Genomic DNA, 17,817 nt, shown 5'->3' with positions numbered 1-17,817 from the left:
CTCAGGAGAAACCACCATGAAAAAGCTGCTTGCCGTTTTTTGCCTTTTTTCGCTGTTCACCGCCGGAGTCGCCTCGGCCCATGAAACCCACGGTCAGCCGCAATACGGCGGCGTCGTTGCCGAAGCCGGCATGGCCCAGTTCGAGATCGTTGCCAAGGATGGAAAACTGACGGTTTATGTCACCAACCATGGCGCACCGGTCGATACCGCCGGCGCCAGCGGCAAGCTGACCATGCTGGCCGGTAGCGCCAAGTCCGAAATCGACCTCAAGCCGGCCGGCGACAACCGCCTGCAGGGGACGGGCAGCCTGGCCAGCGGCGCCAAGCTGCTGGTCAATGCCCAGTGGCCGGGGCAAAAAGCCCTGCAGGCCCGCGCTGTCGCCCGCTAATCGAGGGAGGAAGCAACCATGAACGGATCAGGAATTGGCATTGCCCGTCGCCGTCTGTTGCTCGCCGGTCTGGGCCTGGGGGCGAGCTTGGCTTTGCCGTCAGTTGCCCGGGCGGCGACGCGGGCGCCGCTGGTCGAGGTCTGGAAAGACCCGAACTGCGGTTGCTGCAGCGACTGGATCAAGCATATCGAGGACAGTGGCTTTGCGGTGCGTGTCTTCGATACCGGCAACCAGGCGGCCCGGCAACGCTTCGGCCTGCCTGAGCGCTACGGCTCCTGCCACACGGCGCGCGTCGGCGGCTATGTCGTCGAGGGCCATGTGCCGGCCAGCGACATCCGCCGCCTGCTGGCCGAGAAACCGGCCGCGCTCGGCATCGCCGCGCCGGGCATGCCGGTCGGTTCGCCGGGCATGGACGGGCCGGCCTACGGCGGTCGGCGCGACGCCCACGACGTGCTGCTGGTGCTGCGCGACGGCAGCGCCCGGGTTTTCGCCAGCTATCGCTGAGTCGGGGCCTGGCCGAGCGGTGCTCGGGCGAGTTCAGGCACTTTCGGTCTGCAGGGCGCCGGCCACCCGGTTGCGGCCATTTTGCTTGGCCTGATAGAGCCATTGGTCGGCTTCGCGAATCAACTGGTCGAGCGATTCATGTTCGCCAAGCTGGGCGATGCCGAAGCTGGCTGAGAGCTTCATCGGATAGCCGGTCGGGCCGAGCTTCAGGCCCTCGATTTCAGCGCGTAGCCGTTCGGCGAGCTGGGCGGCCTGGCGGGCATCGGTGTCCTGCAGCAGCATGACGAACTCCTCGCCACCCCAGCGGGCGGCGATGTCGCTGTTGCGGCAGGCCTCTGCCAGGCGCCGGGAAACGGCGGCCAGCACCTTGTCGCCGGTGGCATGGCCATGGTTGTCGTTGATGCTCTTGAAATGGTCGATGTCGGCCATGATCACTGACAGCGGCCGCTGGTTGCGCAAGGCGGCGCTCCACAGCGGCCCGGCATGTTCGAAAAAGGCGCGCCGGTTGAGCAGGCTGGTCAGCGGGTCGGTCCGGGCCAGTTGTTCGGCCTGCAGGCGGGCGTTCTGATGCTGGCGCATGCGGTAGGCGAGGGCCAGAGCGAGCAGGATGCCCTCGAAGACCACACCCCAGCCGGCGGCATGGAAGGCGAGCGTGCTGTAGGGCAGGCCCTGCCAGACGGCGAGGGCGGTTGTCGTGCTGCCGAGCAGCGTGGTCAGCGCGGCGGCGATGAAATAGCGGCCGGCGATCCGCCCGTGGCGAATGGTGATGATGCCGAGCCAGACCATGGTCACCGAGAAGATCAGCACGAACAGGAAGGCGATCGTTACCGCGGCCTGCGGGCTTCGCAGCAGGACCGCGCCGAAGACCAGGCCGAGGATGCTGACGATCAGCCAATAGACCAGGCGATGGGCAAGCGGCGCATGCTGGCGCAGGTTCAGGAAGCCGCTGGCGAAACGCAGGCCGAGGCAACTGAAAGTGACCATCATCAGCGGAATGGCGTATTGCTGGAAAACGGCTTGGCCGGGCCACAGCCAGGCGTAGGCGTGACCGCTGTAGGCCAGGTGGAGAATGACGAAGCTGCCAAGATAAAGGGTGTAATCGAGATAGCCGCGTTCGCGCAGGCCGATGAAAAGCATCGCGTTATAGGCAATCAGCGCCAGCAGGAAGCCGTAGAGCAGGCCGTAGCCATAGTCGTGCTGCTGCTTGAGGGTCGCCGCCTGCGCTGCGTCGAGCAGGCGTAGCGGGGCGACCAGTGGGTCGGTGGTGGCCACGCGCAGGTAGATGTCGTTGCGGCCGGGCGGCAGTTGCACGTCGAACACGTAGCCGAGGCCGGGCAGCGGATGCTGGAAGGAGGCGTCGCCGTCGCCGGCCAGCCATTGGCCGACGACCTTTGTTCCCTGGGTGTGATAGACCTCGATCCGGTCGAGCCAGGAGATTTCGAGCTGCAACTGGCGCCGCACGGCCTGATCGCTGTCATTGCTGACGGCCAGGTGCAGCCAGATTGGCGGCGAACCGATGCCGAATTTGGGTACCACCTGCTCGGTGGAACGGAACTGCCCCTGCTGCTGTTGGGCGACGGCTTCCGCCAGTGTCAGCGGCTGTTTCATTTCCGGTAGGATGCCGAGGTGGCGGCCCAGTGCCTGCTCGGGTAGCGCGCTTAGCGCGGGCACTTCGGCACGACTCGTCGACGCCAGCGCTAGCCAGAGCAGCGCGAGCCAGATCCACCAGCGACGTTCTGGCAGGAAACCGGCTGGGCGAACTCGCGGCAGGGGGCGGAACAGGCTGGGCATGACTGCTAGGATAACGGCCCAAGCCGCCTGTTTGCGTGAACTTTTACCGAAATTTAGGTGTTGGTCATGGCGCGAGCCGCCGAATGTTTGATCTGGATTGGTGACCGAGCGGCATTCATCGGCTAGGCTGGGCACTCCCCCATCCGTTTCCGTGGCCGTCATCATGCCTATCCAATCCTTCAGCAGCGCAACAATCTGGCGGGCATTGGCCGATGGCTGGCGTTTGGCCAGTGCGACACGGGGTGTCAGCATCGCCTATTCGCTGATCTTCGTCTTCGCCGGCGGCCTGATTTTCGGTGGTTTGCTGCTCCAGGGCTGGACGCCTTTCGTGATTGCCGCGGCCGGTGCCTTCATGCTGGTCGGGCCGGTCATTCTGGCCGGTTTTTACGGCATTGCCGGCGCCTACGAGCGAGGTGAGCGCATCGCCTTCGGCAACGTGCTGGCCGGCTTTGCCGTTGCCTCGCGGGCGCTGTGGGCGCTGGCCCTGGTCTGCGGCCTGCTGTTCATGATCTTCGTCACTGATGCGGCCATTCTCTATGCCTACATGCTCGGCCAGACCCCTGTCTGGGTGGCCGATCTGGCTACGGCGGCCGGGGTCCTCAAGTTCTTCCGCTGGGCCTCCGTCTCCGGTCTGGTGGTGGCCTTGCTGCTCTTCGGCGTCTCGGCTTTTTCCGTGCCGCTGCTTTGCGAACGGCGGGCCGGGCTGGTCGAGGCGGTGGTGCTCAGCGTCCGGGTCGTCTTCGACAGTTTTCCGGCAGCCATGCTGTGGGCGGCCGTGCTGGCCGCCCTGACCATCGGCAGCGTGCTGTTGCTGCCGCTGTTGCCGCTGACCTTGCCCTGGATGGCCTATGCCAGCCGGGCCTTGTACCGGCAGGTGCTGCCTGCGTCGTAAACGCCGGTGCTTGCCGGGCTGTGCAGATCAGGGCATAAAACCGTGGTCTGTCTACCGCATTATTTCCTCAGAAATATCGTTTTACACGGGCAGATATCAGCCTCAATTTCCCTACGCCCACAGAATTGCAGGCATGCTTCCAACGAAGGTTGCCTCGTAAACCAGTCGGGGCTTAGCCAGCCTGCTTTTCCATAAAAATCCGATTTGATACAGCTACTACCTTCTGGATTTTCTACACCTTGCCGCAGGATGGCTTTGTATTCTGGTTGCGTAAGACTATGGTTGAAGCTTTCCACTCTTTCTGCCGAGACATAGCCCTTGTCGCGCGCGGCCCTTTCAATCGCATCCGTTAAGCCGTTATTGACGATGAGATTGATGTGCTTGAATTCGGTGGGAAGTTCTGCCAAATTGATCCGTTGCCACGAACCACCCGTATATTTGAAAACGACGTATGGGGGATTGGGGCGACCCCATTTGTTGTAGGCGAGGCAGAGATTGGGCTCAGCTACCAGATAGGGGGAATCGTCTTGGATGTGGAGCGCCAATACATTGAAATTGGTGCGACCAAGTTCTGGACCATAGTCGCTTTTCCAGGTCACGGTCTGAGCGGATTGGAGCAACTGGAAACGAATCGTGTGTTCCCTGACCGGACTGCTCTGCCCAATTTCATGCTGACCGCCATAGGTTTGAGAGCGCTCAACAATGATCTTCTGCCCATCGTGCAGCAGGACTTCCTCCTGCCAACTGTCGCTGCCTAATCCGAACAACCCGGCACAAGCGTTCAGGCTAAGGGTGGCGATCAAGACAGTAATCGCCAGCGCCTTGCGAGGTACATTCCGGTTCATGCCGCGTTCCTTGGCAGGTAAAAGCAGGCGGCGTTGGCAGCCATTTTGAGCGAGAGGGGACAGGCCACGTTTTTGCTGGTTCTTCTTTGAGGACAGAGGATTCTGGAGTTCTGTCTATGCTAAGTCAATACGCGCGCTGCCGTCGGTGGGTAACGCATGGCAACCAGCTTATCTCGCTTGATCGAAAGAATGGCGGGGCGCTTGGATGCCGCTTTTTTTGCATTCACATTTTCAATTTTGGTTGTTTTCCCCGGTTGACCGTAGCAATAGGCCGCATCGTGCGCTTGCGCGGCAAGCCCCGGTGCTTGCCGGGCAGCGCGGGTATAATCGCCGACTTTCCGCTTTTTGAAGCCTGCCGTGACTGCTCTCGACACTGAAATCGCCCGCCGGCGTACTTTTGCCATCATTTCCCACCCTGACGCGGGTAAAACCACGCTGACCGAAAAACTGCTGTGGTTCGGCGGCGCCATTCAGGTGGCCGGCGAAGTGCGCGCCCGCAAGGCGTCGCGCCATGCGACCTCGGACTGGATGGAGCTGGAGAAGCAGCGCGGCATTTCGGTGACCTCGTCGGTGATGCAGTTCCCGTACCGCGAATGCATGGTCAACTTGCTCGACACGCCGGGTCACGAAGACTTTTCGGAAGACACCTATCGCACGCTGACCGCCGTCGACTCGGCGGTGATGGTGATCGACTCGGTGAACGGCGTCGAAGCCCAGACCATCAAGCTGCTCAACGTTTGCCGCATGCGCGACACGCCCATTCTGACCTTCATCAACAAGCTCGACCGCGAAGGCAAGGAGCCGATCGACCTGCTCGACGAAATCGAGTCGGTGCTCGGCATCCAGTGCGCCCCGATGACCTGGCCAATCGGCATGGGCAAGCGTTTCCGTGGCGTCTATCACCTCTACGACGACGCCATCGCCTTCTTCGATCCGCAGGCCGAGAAGGGCACCGCCGAGATCATCCAGGGCCTCGACAACCCGCGCCTCGACGAGCTGATCGGCACGCAGGCCGACGAGTTGCGGGTCGATATCGAACTGGTCCGTGGCGCTTCGCACGCCTTCGACGCCGAGGCCTACCTGAGCGGCAAGCAGTCGCCGGTCTTCTTCGGTTCGGCGGTCAACAACTTCGGCGTGCAGAGTTTGCTCGATGCCGTGGTTGACCTGTCGCCGCCGCCGATTGCCCGCCCGGCCGTGACCCGCCGCGTCGAGCCGGACGAAGGCAAGTTCTCCGGCTTCGTGTTCAAGATCCAGGCCAACATGGACCCCAAGCACCGCGACCGCATTGCCTTCCTGCGCGTCTGCTCGGGGCGTTTCGACCGCGGCATGAAGGTCAAGCAGGTGGCGACCGGCAAGACCCTGTCGATTAACAACGCCATCACCTTCATGGCGCGTGACCGCTCGACCACCGACGAAGCCTGGCCGGGCGATATCATCGGCATCCCGAACCACGGTTCGATCCGTCTCGGCGAAACCTTCACCGAGGGCGAAGACCTGCGCTTCACCGGTATTCCGTCCTTTGCACCGGAACATTTCCGCCTCGCCCGCATCGCCAATCCGCTGAAGATCAAGCAACTGCAGAAGGGCTTGCAGCAGCTGGCGGAAGAGGGCGCAACGCAGCTCTTCCGGCCGCTCGCCGGCACCGACATGATTCTCGGCGCGGTCGGCATCCTGCAGTTCGACGTCGTCGCCAGCCGGCTCGAGAACGAATACGGCGTCAAGGTCATCTTCGAAAGCTACAACTGCTCGACGGCGCGCTGGATTCACGGCGACGCCAACGAACTGCGCCAGCTTTCCGACCGCTACAGCGCCAACGTCGCGCTCGATGGTGCTGATGACCCGGTCTACCTGGCACCGAACAATGTTTACCTGAACATGGTCAAAGAAAAGTATCCCAATCTGCGCTTCCTCGAAGCGCGCGAGGTGATCTGAGATGAAGGTCCGGGTTCAGGAAGCGGATTTTGATGTCGGTGCCGAGCTGGCCGCGCTGCGCGCCGGCGACGCCCGCGTCGGTGCCCAGGCCAGTTTCCTCGGCTTGGTGCGCGACCTGAACGATGGCGCGGCGGTGTCGGAAATGACGCTGGAGCATTACCCGGGGATGACCGAGAAGGCGCTGGAAGAGATCGTCGCCCAGGCCAAGGGCCGCTGGGAGATTTACGATGCGCTGGTCATCCATCGCGTCGGGCCGCTCAAGCCCTGCGACCAGATCGTGCTGGTCGCCGTGACCAGCGCCCATCGCGGCGAAGCCTTTGCCGCCTGCGAATTCATCATGGATTACCTGAAGACCCGCGCTCCGTTCTGGAAGCGCGAAGCGACGCCGGACGGCGGGCGCTGGGTTGATGCCCGCGAGACGGACGACAGCGCCGCTGCGCGCTGGGAAAAGCACGCCGGCTGACAGCGCCTTCGCTTTTTGCCCTTTAGGGAAACGCTGAAATATTCGTCATCCCCGCGCAGGCGGGGATCCAGTTCGTTGATTTTTCTGGATTCCCGCCTTCGCGGGAATGACTAATCGGATTTAATCAGCGCTTCCTTAGTGGAAATCGCGGCTGGAAGTTTCCAGCCGACCCAGCCAGGCGGACAGATCGACCAGCCGCTTGGCGACCAGATGCACCACCTCGCCCTCCTTCTGCAACTGGCCATAAACGCCGAGCAGCCTGGCGCCGAGCAGTTCGCGGCGCTGCTGGTCGACCAGTTGCGGCTGAACGACGACATTGGTCAGCCCGCTTTCATCCTCCAGCGTCACGAAGACGACACCGGTCGCCATACCCGGCCGCTGGCGGCCGACGACGATGCCGGCGACGCGGACCAGCGCCCGATGACCGGTGGTCTTCAGTTCGGCCGCCGTGACAAAACGGCGTTCGAACAACTGCGGCCGCAAAAGCGTCAATGGATGCTGGCGCAGCGTCAGGCCGAGGCTGTGGTAATCGGCCACCAGATTTTCACCGGCACCGGGCGCCGGCAATTCGGTATTCGCCTCACGGGCCGGCAAACCGTCGAACAGATCGCCTTGCACGACGGCGGCGCTGGCTTCCCATGCTGCCTGCCGCCGATGACCGGCCAGGCTCTGCAGGGCGTCGGCGGCGGCCAGCAGGTCGAGATCGCGCCGCTGCAGGCCGAGCCGTGCCGCCAGATCGGCGACGCTGGAAAATGGCCTTTTTTGCCGGTCGACCGCCAGACTTTCGGCGACACGCCGGGAAAAACCACTGATTTCACGCAGTCCGAGGCGGACGGCGCCGCGCTCGTCGATCCGGCTCTCCCAGTCGCTGGCCGTGACGTCCGGCGGCAGCACCTGGACGCCGTGGCGCCGGGCGTCCTGGATCAGCATCGACGGCGAGTAGAAACCCATCGGCTGGCTGTTGAGCAGGCCGCACAGGAAGGCCGCCGGGTGGTGGCGCTTGAGCCAGGCCGAAACGTAAACCAGCAAGGCGAAACTGCTGGCGTGGCTCTCGGGAAAGCCGTATTCGCCGAAGCCCTGGATCTGCGCGATGATGCGCGTCGCAAAACTGTCCGGCAGCCCGTTGGCGGCCATGCCGGCGCGCAGTTTCTGCTCGAATGGCTCTAGCCCGCCCTTGCGTTTCCAGGCCGCCATCGCCCGCCGCAACTGGTCGGCCTCGCCCGGCGTGAAATTGGCAGCGACGACGGCCAGTTGCATGACCTGTTCCTGAAAGATCGGCACGCCGCAGGTGCGCGCCAGCACGGCATCGACGCCCGGCGAAATTTTCTCGATGCGCTCCAGCCCCTGCCGCCGCTTCAGGTAGGGATGCACCATGTCGCCCTGGATCGGCCCCGGCCGGACCAACGCCACTTCGACCACGAGGTCGTAAAAAAACTGCGGCCGCAAACGCGGCAGCATCGCCATCTGGGCGCGCGATTCAACCTGGAAAACGCCCATGCTGTCGGCCCGGCCAAGCATGGCGTAGGTCGCCGGGTCCTCGGCCGGGATTTCGTGCATTTTGAGCGGTCGACCGCCGGCCTCGCCGACCGTCTGCAACATCCGGCGAATCGCCGTCAGCATGCCGAGGGCCAGGATATCGACCTTCATCAGGCCCATCGCATCGAGATCGTCCTTGTCCCACTGGATCACGCTGCGCTCGGACATCGCCGCGTTCTCGACCGGTACCAGCCGGGACAGCGGCCCGCGCGAGATGACAAAGCCGCCGACGTGCTGCGTCAGATGCCGGGGAAAACCGCGCAGGGCTTCGGCAATCGCCAGCCATTTCTCGACGCGCGGCGCCTGCGGATCGAGGCCCAATTCGGCGAAACGCTCCGGCAATTGCTCGCGCTTGTCCCACCAGGCCAGCGAGGCGGTTAGCGCGTTGATCTGGGCGATACCGAAACCGAGCGCCCGGCCGGCATCGCGCAAAGCGCCCTTGGTCCGGTAGGTGATCAACGCCGCGGCCAGCGCCGCCCGCTCACGCCCGTACTTTTGGTAGATGTACTGGATGACCTCCTCGCGTCGCTCGTGTTCAAAATCGACGTCGATGTCCGGCGGCTCGCCGCGTTCCTTCGAGACGAAACGCTCGAACAGCAAGGCCGAGCGGGCCGGATCGACCTCGGTCACGCCGAGCGCGTAGCAGACGGCCGAATTGGCCGCCGAACCGCGCCCCTGGCAAAGGATGTCCTGGCTGCGGGCAAAGCAGACGATGTCGTAGACGGTCAGGAAATAGGCTTCGTAAGCCATCTCGGCGATCAGCGTCAGTTCGTGCTCGATCCGCTCACGGACGCTGGCCGGGACGCCGGCCGGATAGCGCCGCTGCAGGCCGCGTTCGGTTTCGGCGCGTAGCCACGAGGCCGGCGTTTCGCCAGGCGGGACGATTTCCTCGGGATATTCGTAGCGCAGTTCATCAAGCGAAAACGCGCAGCGCGCGGCGATCTGCACGCTCTCGGCCAGCATTTCCGGCGGGTAGAGGCGCGACAGGCGCAGCCGCGAGCGCAGGTGGCGTTCGCCATTCGGAAAGAGCCGGTAGCCGGCTTCGAAGACCGAGGTTTTCAGGCGCAAGGCGGTCAGCACATCCTGCACCGGCCGCCGGGCGCGGACATGCATATGCACATCGCCCGCCGCCACCAGCGGCAAGTTGCAGGCCGCGCCGAGCGCCTGCAAGGCTTCCAGCTTTGCTGCATCGTCCGGCCCGGCGTGCAGTTCGACCGCCAACCAGGCGCGGCCGGGAAAACGCCGGGCCAGCCAGCGCCCGTCGTCCGCCGAGGCATTTTCGTCGGCCACCCAGAGGACAAGGCAATCAGGCAAGGCGCCGCTCGGCGAAATCGCCTCCAGGTCCTTGCGCTGCAGGGTGTAAGTCCCTTTTTCGGCGCGCCGCCGGGCGAGCGTGATCAGCGCCGAGAGATTGCCGTAGCCGTGACGATTGCAGGCCAGAAAGACGAGCTTCAGGCCATCAAGCATCGTCATTTCGCTACCGACAATGAATTTCAGGCCAGCCGCCTTGGCCGCCTGATGTGCCCGCACGACGCCGGCCAGCGAACATTCGTCGGTCAGAGCCAGCGCCGCATAGCCCTGCCCCTGCGCCCGCTCGACCAGTTCCTCGGGGTGCGAGGCGCCACGCAAAAAGCTGAAGTTGGAAAGGCAGTGCAGCTCGGCGTAATCCGGCAGTTCCATCGTACCCTCCCGGCGTTCAGGCAAACAGGCCGTGCAGGAACCAGCCTTCCGCGTCGCGGAAAATCCAGGCCCACTGGCCCTGCGCATTGCGGGCGACGAAATAGTCGCGCCTGACATCGCCCGCCGTCGCCGCGGACGTCGCTCCGGCCTGCATTTCCCCCTGCATTTCCCCCTGCATTTCCCCCTCATCCCACCAGCCGCTTTCCAGCCGCTCGGCCCGCGACAGCAATTTCAACGGCCCATGCCAGTGCGGGCCGTCCGCCCGTTCGGCCAGGGGTTGCGGCGCCGGCAGCAGCCAGAGCGGACGGGCGGCCTGGAGTCCGGCGGTCGACACCGCCGAAACGGCAAAATCCGCCAGCGCCGCCTGCCGACGCGTCGCGCATTCCGGCCGGTAATCAGGCGCGGCGCCCAGCACCTGAACGGCGCCCGGCCCCAGGCGAGCCTGCAGGCGCTCCAGGCAAAGCAGCGCCCCCTCCCCGGCCACGGCCTGATCGAACAAGGGGGCGCTGGCGCCGGGCTTGGCCACCACCTCGTCCGCCACCAGTTGCATCGCCTCGACCGGCGCCGCCAGTTGCCAACGCCCCAGATATTCGCGCAGCAGGCGGGCAAAACGCCCCTCGTCGGCCGCCGGCTCGGCAAAGCGCAACGGCAAGGCGCTGCTCGAGCCATCGTCGTGCGTCAAATGCAAGGCGCAGGCCCGGACCAGCAACTGCCGCCCCTGCAGCCAACCGGCCAGCGCCGCGAACAGGCGCTGCCCGGCAAAGGCGAGCGCCTCGGCATGCTCGACCCGGGCCGGCAACTCGATCTTCTGACTGAAGGTCTCCGGAAAAACGAAAGGCTTTTGCGGATGCGGCAACTCGCCCCAGGCCCGGCTCAGATCATCCAGCGGCGCATTGCCAAGCCGCCGGCGCAGGCCGGCCGCCGGCAAGGCACGCAGATCTCCCAGTCGCTGCAGGCCGAAGGCATCGAGCCGGGCCTGCACCTCGGCCGGCCAGCCGGCAACCGCGCAAGGCAAAAGAGCCAGGGCACGCTGCATCTCGACCGGTTCGGCGCACAAACTGGCCGCCCCGGCTCGCGCCAGCCAGAGCGCGGCAAGCGGCGTCGGCGCCGTGGCCCAGGACAGGGAATAGAACTGCGTCCGGCAGCCGGCCTGCACCGCCTCGACAATCGCCAACAGGCCGCCGAAAAGCCGCAGGCAACCGCCGATTTCAAGGAGCAAGGCATCCGGCGGCAACAGGCTGACCGTCGGCGTAAAGCGGCCGGCCCAGCAGGCCAGGCTTTCCAGCGCCGTGCTTTCAGCGGCGGCATCGCGCTCGAAAACCGCCAGCCCCGGCTGCAAACCCAATGCCGTCGACAGTTTCTGGCCGGGTGCGACGCCGGCAGCGGCCGCCGCTGCATCGCCGCACACCACCCGCCCGCGACTGACCAGTGCGCTAGGCGACTGCCGCAAGGGCAGCGCTTCGAGCGGCAGCAGGGGAAAGTGCAGGGCCAGCCAGAGCACGAACGGATCTCCCGGGGCGAGGTAGGGACAAATGAAGCGGCTGCGCCGCCGGTCGGCCACGCCGCTTGAGAATGCGCACCGACAGGCTGTTTTCAGCCGCCGCCAGTTCGAGCCGCAAGGGGGCCGGCGATGGCGAGGCGGCGGCTGCGGTCGACCGCCACAAACAGGCAAAAACCGGCCGTCCTTCCGCCGCCACCTGCAGACGGCGCAGAGCCCGTGCATCGATACCGGCCCCCGGCCAGGCCAGCACGCCGGCAAAACCGCCACAGGCCAGCAGCTGTTCGACCGACCAGGCCGTTTGCTTGCCCGCCGGCAGCACCACCAGACGTTCGAGCGCCAGACCGGCTGCCGCCCAAGCCGGGGCGTGCGGCATCCAGGGCGGCGCGACCAGCGCCAGCCAGCCACCGGCGTTCGACAGACTAGCCAGGGCCGGCAGCAACAAGCTCATTTCGCCGAAACCGCTGCGGTCGACGAGGATTTCGGTCAGGTTTCCCCGCGGCCAGCCGCCGCCCGGCAACTCGGCATCGAGTTCTGGGTGGCCGCTCGGAATCGCGCTTTCCGGCAGGGTGGCCAGCGTATCGCCGCGCCAGACATCGCCTCTGGCCAGCACGTCAGCCAAAGCGGTCGGCAACGGCATGGCGCTCATGACAGGGTGCTGATCGCCCCGCGAATCAGGCCGACCGCAATGCCTTCGATGGCAAAGTCGACCTCTTCCGGATGAACGATGATCGGCTGGAAATCCGGATTCTCGGCAATCAGATGAATCTCGCCCTTGCTGCGCTGCAGGCGCTTGACCGTAACCTCTTCATCGAGACGGGCGACGACGATCTGCCCGTCGCGAGCCTGCGTCGTTTTGTGCACGGCGAGCAGATCGCCATCGCAAATGCCGGCATTGATCATCGACAGGCCGCGCACCTTGAGCAGGAAATCGGCCCGCGGGCTGAACAGGCCGGCATCCAGCGCATAGCGCCCCTGCACGTTTTCGACGGCGAGAATCGGCGAACCGGCGGCGACCATGCCGATCAGCGGCAAGCCGAGCTGTTCGACCAGCCGGATACCGCGTGCCGAGCCCGGTTCGAGCACGATGGCGCCTTTTTTGGCCAGCGCCTTGAGGTGATCTTCGGCCGCATTGGGCGAAGCAAAGCCAAAGGCACTGGAAATTTCCATGCGCGTCGGTGGCGCACCGAGCACCTCCAGGGTGCTTTTGATGAAGTCGAGAATTTCCTGCTGACGTGGCGTGAGTTTCATGGCCTGCTCCGCTAAAAACCATTGACTGTATTTTTGTACAGTATTGGCTTTTTGGCAAGTGGAGATTGCTCGTTGAGGCCGGAAACCGCTTGCGGCAAACTGCTACTATCGCGGCCTGCACCAAGGAGTACCGACCATGAAGCTACAACACATCCCGCTCGGCGGCCGCTTCGAATTCGAAGGCAAGGTCTTCGTCAAAACCGGGCCGCTGACGGCCTCCTCCGAACAAGGCGGCCAGTGCATGATTCCGCGCTACGCCCACCTCAAGCCGCTCGACCTGCCGGCGACGGAAGACAAACCCGGTCTTCGCCGCAAACTGGACGAGAAAGCCGTCAAGGCCGCCTTCAACGACTTCTACGGCACCTGCAGCGCCCTGCTCGGCGAGTCTGCCCAGCCGGAACTGGAAGCCGCCCGCCAGCGTTTCCTGGCGGCGCTCAAGTAAGCCTCAGGTCGGCAGGTCGAAGCCCTTCAGCTTGCGGAACATATCAATGGCGTAGGAGTCGGTCATCCCGGCCACGAAATCGGCGACCTGCAGCAGGCGGATATAGGGATCGGGGTCCGGCTCGCCGCCATGGCCGAGGAATTGCGTCGGCAACAGCTTGAGCAGCATGCGGTCGCGGGTCGTGAAGCGACCATGCCCGGCCCTGGCCTCGACGGCATTGCTGAACAGGCCAAGCAATGCACCTAGCACTTCAAAGCCCGCCGTCTCGATCTCCAGCGCCGGCCGCGCCGTGTAGATCGTTTCCTTGGCCAAGCGAAGCACAGCCTGCAACGGGATGGCGATCGGCGACTGCTCAAGCAGTTCCTCATCGAACTCGCCATTCAGGATGGCATTCTCGTTTTCGAGGAAGACCGAGGCCGCACTTTCCAGCAGGCGGCCGATGGCCTTGGCGCGCAGGTATTCGAGACGCTCCTTCGGATCGTGCAGACGCTCCAGCCGCCCACCATTCACCGTGCTGCCGGCCAGGTCGGCGAGCAGCAGTTCGGCATCCTTGTAGGGCACAAAACCGAGCTTGGCCGCATCTTCGAGATCGACAATCAGATAACAGGTGTCGTCCGCCACCTCGACCAAGAAGGCCAGCGGGTGGCGCCGCCAGACCGTACCCGGAATTCGCTCGATCAGACCGGTCGACCACGCGACTTGCTGAAAAGCGGCAGCATCCTGCTGAAAGAAACCAAACTTCTTGGCACTCTTGCCATCAAGCTCGTCCGTACCGATATCAGACGGCCGCGGATACTTGGTGAAGGTCGCCAGCACCGCGCTGGTCAGCTGCAAGCCCGGGTTGGCCGGGCTTTGCAGGCGCGTCACGATGCGAAAGCCTTGGGCGTTGCCTTCGTAACGCTCGAAGTCGGCACGCTGCGCCGGCGTGAATTGATGCCGTTCCAGCAAATCGGAGGTGCGGAACCACTCGCGAATGGCATCCTCACCGGCGTGACCGAAAGGCGGATTGCCAATGTCGTGCGCCAGACAGGCGGCCGCGACAATCGCCCCGAAATCGCCCGACTCGACGTGCTGCAAGCCATGCCGGGCAATGATCTCGCGCCCGACCACGGCGCCGAGCGAACGGCCGACGCAACTCGTTTCCAGGCTGTGGGTCAGGCGGGTACGCACGTAATCGCTCTTCGAGAGCGGGAAAACCTGTGTCTTGTCCTTCATGCGGCGGAAGGCGGAAGTAAAGACGATGCGGTCGTAATCCTGCTGAAAAGCCGTGCGCTCCGGCGTTCCCGGCGCCTTGCCGGCGCCCAGGCGGTCGGCCGACAACAGCTTTTCCCAGATTTTTCGTTTGCCCATGCTATTCAGAAGTCTCGATGCAATGGGCCGCGAGTTTACTCCGCTTCCAGTGCCGCCCGCACATGATCCGGCAAGGGCACCGATTTTCCGGTCTGCGTATTCATCCAGACCACCTTGGCCGCACCCTCGGCGTAAATCCGCTCGTCACCCTCGATACGCATTTCAACATGCGTCTGCACGCTGGAACGCCCGGGATAGCCCACGTAGGTCCGCACCTCGACCATGCCCGGATAAGTCATCGGGATCAGGAAGGTGCAAGCGGCATTGATGATCACCGGCCCATCGCCGCCCGGCCGCACCGGAACCTTCATCTCCTCGATCCACTCGACCCGGGCTTGCTCCATGTAGCGAAAGTAAACCGTATTATTGACATGACCATAGGCATCCATGTCGCCCCAGCGAATAGGCATCTTTGTTACGTGGATAAGTTTCTTTTTGTGTTCCATGTCTTTGAAATTCAAGAGGGGTTGATCAATGCGTTTCCATACTGTACCGTATTGTTTACAACGTAACAACCAACCAAATACAAACTAAATACAGGAGACATCATGGAACGCGAAGCCATGGAATTCGACGTCGTCATCGTTGGCGGCGGACCGGCCGGTCTGGCCTCGGCGATCCGGCTGAAACAGCAGGCGGCAGAAAAAGGCACCGACCTCTCGGTCTGCCTGATCGAGAAAGGCGCCGAAATCGGCGCGCATATTTTATCAGGCGCCGTCATGGACCCACGCGCGTTGACCGAACTGCTCCCCAACTGGAAGGCAGACGGCGCACCGCTGAATGCCCCGGTTTCCGAAGACCGCTTCTTCATTCTCTCCGAAGACGGCGCCACCAAAATCCCGAACAGCCTGCTGCCGAAGTGCTTTCACAATGAAGGCAACTACGTCATTTCGCTCGGCAACGTTTGCCGCTGGTTGGGCGAACAGGCCGAAGCCCTCGGCGTCGAAATCTACCCGGGCTTTGCCGGTTCCGAAGTGCTGTTCAACGAACAGGGCGCCGTCAAAGGCGTCGCCACCGGCGACATGGGCCGCCTGCATGATGGCTCCGAAGGCCCGAATTTCCAGCTGGGCATGGAACTGCACGGCAAATACACCTTCTTCGCCGAAGGCTGTCGCGGCCATCTCGGCAAGCAGTTGCAGGCCCAGTTCAACCTTAACGAAGGGGTTGATCCGCAAACCTATGGCATCGGCCTCAAGGAACTCTGGGAAATCGATCCGGCCAAGCACCAGCTCGGTCTGGTCGTCCACAGCGGCGGCTGGCCAATGGATTCCGCCACCTACGGCGGCGGCTTTCTCTACCATCTCGAAAACAATCAGGTCGCCGTCGGCTTCGTCGTCGGTCTCGGCTACAGCAATCCTCACCTGGCCCCCTTTGAAGAATTCCAGCGCTTCAAGACGCATCCGGAAATCCGCAAATTCCTCGAAGGCGGCAAACGCATCGCCTACGGCGCCCGCGCCCTGACCGCCGGCGGTATCCAGTCCCTACCCAAACTGACTTTCCCGGGCGGCGTCCTGGTCGGCGACGATGCCGGCTTCCTCAACGCCGCACGCATCAAAGGCTCGCACTGCGCCATCAAGTCCGGCATGCTGGCTGCCGAAGCCTGCTTCGAAGCGCTGGCCGGCGAACGCCAGCACGACGAACTGACCGCCTACCCCGAAGCCTTCAAACAAAGCTGGCTCTACGACGAACTGCACCAGGCGCGCAACTTCAAGCCGTGGATGAACAAGGGTCTGAAACTCGGCTCGATCATGTTTGGCATCGACCAGCTCGTCTTTGGCGGCAAGGCACCGTGGACCTTGCATAACACCACGCCTGACCACGCCAAGCTGAAACTGGCCGCCGACTGCCCGCCGATCAGCTATCCCAAACCGGATGGCGTGCTCACCTTCGATCGCCTGTCCTCGGTCTTCCTGTCGAGCACCAACCACGAAGAAGACCAACCCTGCCACCTGCAACTGAAGGATGCCGCCGTACCGATCACCGTCAATCTGGCGCAATACGACGCCCCGGAACAGCGCTTCTGCCCGGCCGGTGTTTATGAAATCCTGCGTGATGAAAGTGGCCAAAATCCCCGTTTGCAGATCAACGCGCAGAATTGTGTGCACTGCAAAACCTGCGATATCAAGGATCCAACGCAAAATATCAACTGGGTCGTGCCACAAGGCGGTGAAGGGCCAACCTATCCGAACATGTGATGCTTTATAATCTCAAGGCTAAACCCCTAAGGGAGAACAACACATGGGCTTTCTCGCCGACAAGAAAATTCTGATCACCGGTCTGCTGTCCAAGCACTCCATTGCCTACGGCATCGCCAAGGCCTGTCACCGTGAAGGCGCTCAACTCGCCTTCACGTACCAGAACGAGCGCTTCGAAGACCGCATCAAGAAATTTGCTGCCGAATTTGGCAGCGATATCACCATCCCGGTCGACGTCGGTAGCGATGAACAAATCGACAACCTGTTCGTCGAACTGGGCAAACACTGGGACGGTCTCGATGGCTTGGTGCACTCCATTGCCTACGCGCCGACCGAAGCCATCGAAGGTGACTTCCTGAACGGCATCACCCGCGATGCCTTCCGCATCGCCCACGAAATCTCTTCGTACAGCTACCCGGCGCTGGTCAAAGCCGCACGGCCGATGATGCAGGGCCGCAAGAGCGCAGCGCTCGCCCTCTCCTACCTCGGTGCCGAGCGGACCATGCCGAACTACAACACCATGGGCCTGGCCAAGGCCAGCCTGGAAGCGGCAACCCGCTACCTGGCCTTCTGCCTCGGCCCTGAAGGTATTCGTGCCAACGCCATTTCAGCCGGCCCGATCAAGACGCTGGCCGCTTCCGGCATCGGCAACTTCGGCAAACTGCTCGCCTATAACTCGCACAATGCTCCGCTGCGCCGAAACGTGACCATTGAAGAAGTCGGCAATGCCGCCGCCTTCATGCTCTCCGATCTGGCAAGCGGGATCACCGGCGAAATCATGTACGTCGATGGCGGCATGAACACCGTCGCCTTGGGCAACGCCGACCCGCTCCCCGCCTAAAAAACCAAAAGCATTACCTGCGCTCACCGCGCAAAAATGCCGGCCAGGCTTAAAACCTGGCTGGCATTTTTATTGGTGACAAACGAAGCAATCTTGCCAAGGCGGCGCTTTGTATTTTCCGCTGCAGGAATGCCGAAAGCCCCGTCTGCGAATGCAGAAGGGGCTTTGGGTATTGGGAGCCTGGCGGTGACCTACTTTCGCGAGCGGAA

The 17,817-nt window shown here is 63.4% G+C and carries 17 protein-coding genes; 8 read left to right on the top strand and 9 right to left on the bottom strand.

Annotated features, from left to right (window positions below):
• Positions 1 to 16 precede the first annotated feature (16 nt).
• Positions 17 to 388 (top strand): hypothetical protein, encoded by a 372-nt coding sequence (locus tag AT959_RS02655; protein ID WP_066880303.1) that lies wholly within the window; start codon positions 17 to 19, stop codon positions 386 to 388.
• Between the two features lie 18 nt (positions 389 to 406).
• Positions 407 to 892 carry a DUF411 domain-containing protein gene (locus AT959_RS02650; protein WP_066880300.1) on the top strand — a complete coding sequence of 162 codons (486 nt, stop codon included), beginning with the start codon at positions 407 to 409 and terminating at the stop codon, positions 890 to 892.
• A gap of 33 nt (positions 893 to 925) precedes the next feature.
• Here AT959_RS02650 and AT959_RS02645 read toward each other — a convergent pair whose 3' ends face one another.
• Positions 926 to 2,683: a sensor domain-containing diguanylate cyclase gene (locus AT959_RS02645; RefSeq protein WP_066880298.1), complete on the bottom strand. Its 1,758-nt coding sequence runs from the start codon at positions 2,681 to 2,683 to the stop codon at positions 926 to 928.
• 163 nt (positions 2,684 to 2,846) lie between these two features.
• Here AT959_RS02645 and AT959_RS02640 point away from each other — a divergent pair, with 163 nt between their 5' ends.
• The gene (locus tag AT959_RS02640; protein WP_066880907.1) at positions 2,847 to 3,575 is read left to right on the top strand and encodes a DUF2189 domain-containing protein; all 729 of its coding nucleotides are present in this window, start codon (positions 2,847 to 2,849) and stop codon (positions 3,573 to 3,575) included.
• Positions 3,576 to 3,634: 59 nt separating this feature from the next.
• Here the strand turns inward: AT959_RS02640 and AT959_RS20260 are convergent, their stop codons facing one another.
• Positions 3,635 to 4,420 (bottom strand): hypothetical protein, encoded by a 786-nt coding sequence (locus AT959_RS20260; RefSeq protein ID WP_205629818.1) that lies wholly within the window; start codon positions 4,418 to 4,420, stop codon positions 3,635 to 3,637.
• Positions 4,421 to 4,539: 119 nt separating this feature from the next.
• Positions 4,540 to 4,794 carry a hypothetical protein gene (locus tag AT959_RS20965; RefSeq protein ID WP_157651190.1) on the bottom strand — a complete coding sequence of 85 codons (255 nt, stop codon included), beginning with the start codon at positions 4,792 to 4,794 and terminating at the stop codon, positions 4,540 to 4,542.
• On the opposite strand from AT959_RS20965, the gene AT959_RS02630 reads away from it, so the two are divergent.
• Both AT959_RS02630 and moaE read left to right on the top strand, forming a co-directional pair.
• Entirely contained in the window at positions 4,778 to 6,352 is a 1,575-nt protein-coding gene (locus AT959_RS02630) for a peptide chain release factor 3 (protein WP_066880905.1), read from the top strand. The two genes, AT959_RS20965 and AT959_RS02630, sit on opposite strands and share 17 nt — an antisense overlap.
• A gap of 1 nt (position 6,353) precedes the next feature.
• Entirely contained in the window at positions 6,354 to 6,815 is a 462-nt protein-coding gene (moaE, locus tag AT959_RS02625) for a molybdopterin synthase catalytic subunit MoaE (protein WP_066880295.1), read from the top strand.
• Between the two features lie 135 nt (positions 6,816 to 6,950).
• Here the strand turns inward: moaE and AT959_RS02620 are convergent, their stop codons facing one another.
• The 4 genes from AT959_RS02620 to lexA are packed head-to-tail and all read right to left on the bottom strand — an operon-like array spanning position 6,951 to position 12,780.
• Positions 6,951 to 10,031 (bottom strand): error-prone DNA polymerase, encoded by a 3,081-nt coding sequence (locus AT959_RS02620; RefSeq protein WP_066880293.1) that lies wholly within the window; start codon positions 10,029 to 10,031, stop codon positions 6,951 to 6,953.
• Positions 10,032 to 10,047: 16 nt separating this feature from the next.
• Positions 10,048 to 11,532, bottom strand: a complete 1,485-nt coding sequence (locus AT959_RS02615) for a Y-family DNA polymerase (RefSeq protein WP_066880291.1) — start codon at positions 11,530 to 11,532, stop codon at positions 10,048 to 10,050.
• A complete protein-coding gene (imuA, locus tag AT959_RS02610; protein ID WP_240481687.1) occupies positions 11,465 to 12,178 on the bottom strand; it encodes a translesion DNA synthesis-associated protein ImuA in 714 nt (237 codons plus the stop codon). Before imuA ends, AT959_RS02615 begins: the two co-directional genes overlap by 68 nt.
• Positions 12,175 to 12,780 (bottom strand): transcriptional repressor LexA, encoded by a 606-nt coding sequence (gene lexA / locus AT959_RS02605; RefSeq protein ID WP_066880288.1) that lies wholly within the window; start codon positions 12,778 to 12,780, stop codon positions 12,175 to 12,177. The genes imuA and lexA overlap by 4 nt, the downstream gene beginning before the upstream one ends.
• Positions 12,781 to 12,916: 136 nt before the next feature.
• Here lexA and AT959_RS02600 point away from each other — a divergent pair, with 136 nt between their 5' ends.
• Positions 12,917 to 13,222 carry a hypothetical protein gene (locus tag AT959_RS02600; RefSeq protein ID WP_066880286.1) on the top strand — a complete coding sequence of 102 codons (306 nt, stop codon included), beginning with the start codon at positions 12,917 to 12,919 and terminating at the stop codon, positions 13,220 to 13,222.
• A 3-nt stretch (positions 13,223 to 13,225) separates the two neighbouring features.
• Here the strand turns inward: AT959_RS02600 and dgt are convergent, their stop codons facing one another.
• Both dgt and AT959_RS02590 read right to left on the bottom strand, forming a co-directional pair.
• On the bottom strand, positions 13,226 to 14,572 hold the full coding sequence (dgt, locus tag AT959_RS02595) for a dGTP triphosphohydrolase (protein ID WP_066880284.1): 1,347 nt from the start codon (positions 14,570 to 14,572) through the stop codon (positions 13,226 to 13,228).
• Between the two features lie 35 nt (positions 14,573 to 14,607).
• A complete protein-coding gene (locus AT959_RS02590) occupies positions 14,608 to 15,018 on the bottom strand; it encodes an acyl-CoA thioesterase (protein ID WP_066880282.1) in 411 nt (136 codons plus the stop codon).
• Positions 15,019 to 15,120: 102 nt separating this feature from the next.
• Between AT959_RS02590 and AT959_RS02585 the strand changes: the two genes are divergently transcribed.
• Positions 15,121 to 16,767, top strand: a complete 1,647-nt coding sequence (locus AT959_RS02585) for an electron transfer flavoprotein-ubiquinone oxidoreductase (protein ID WP_066880280.1) — start codon at positions 15,121 to 15,123, stop codon at positions 16,765 to 16,767.
• Positions 16,768 to 16,810: 43 nt separating this feature from the next.
• Positions 16,811 to 17,608, top strand: a complete 798-nt coding sequence (fabI, locus tag AT959_RS02580; protein ID WP_066880278.1) for an enoyl-ACP reductase FabI — start codon at positions 16,811 to 16,813, stop codon at positions 17,606 to 17,608.
• Positions 17,609 to 17,817: the final 209 nt, after the last annotated feature.

It is taken from the genome of Dechloromonas denitrificans (genome assembly GCF_001551835.1).
Classification (GTDB): domain Bacteria; phylum Pseudomonadota; class Gammaproteobacteria; order Burkholderiales; family Rhodocyclaceae; genus Azonexus; species Azonexus denitrificans.
The sequence above is the reverse complement of the archived record's forward strand: the minus strand, read 5'-3'. Positions and strand labels throughout refer to the sequence as shown.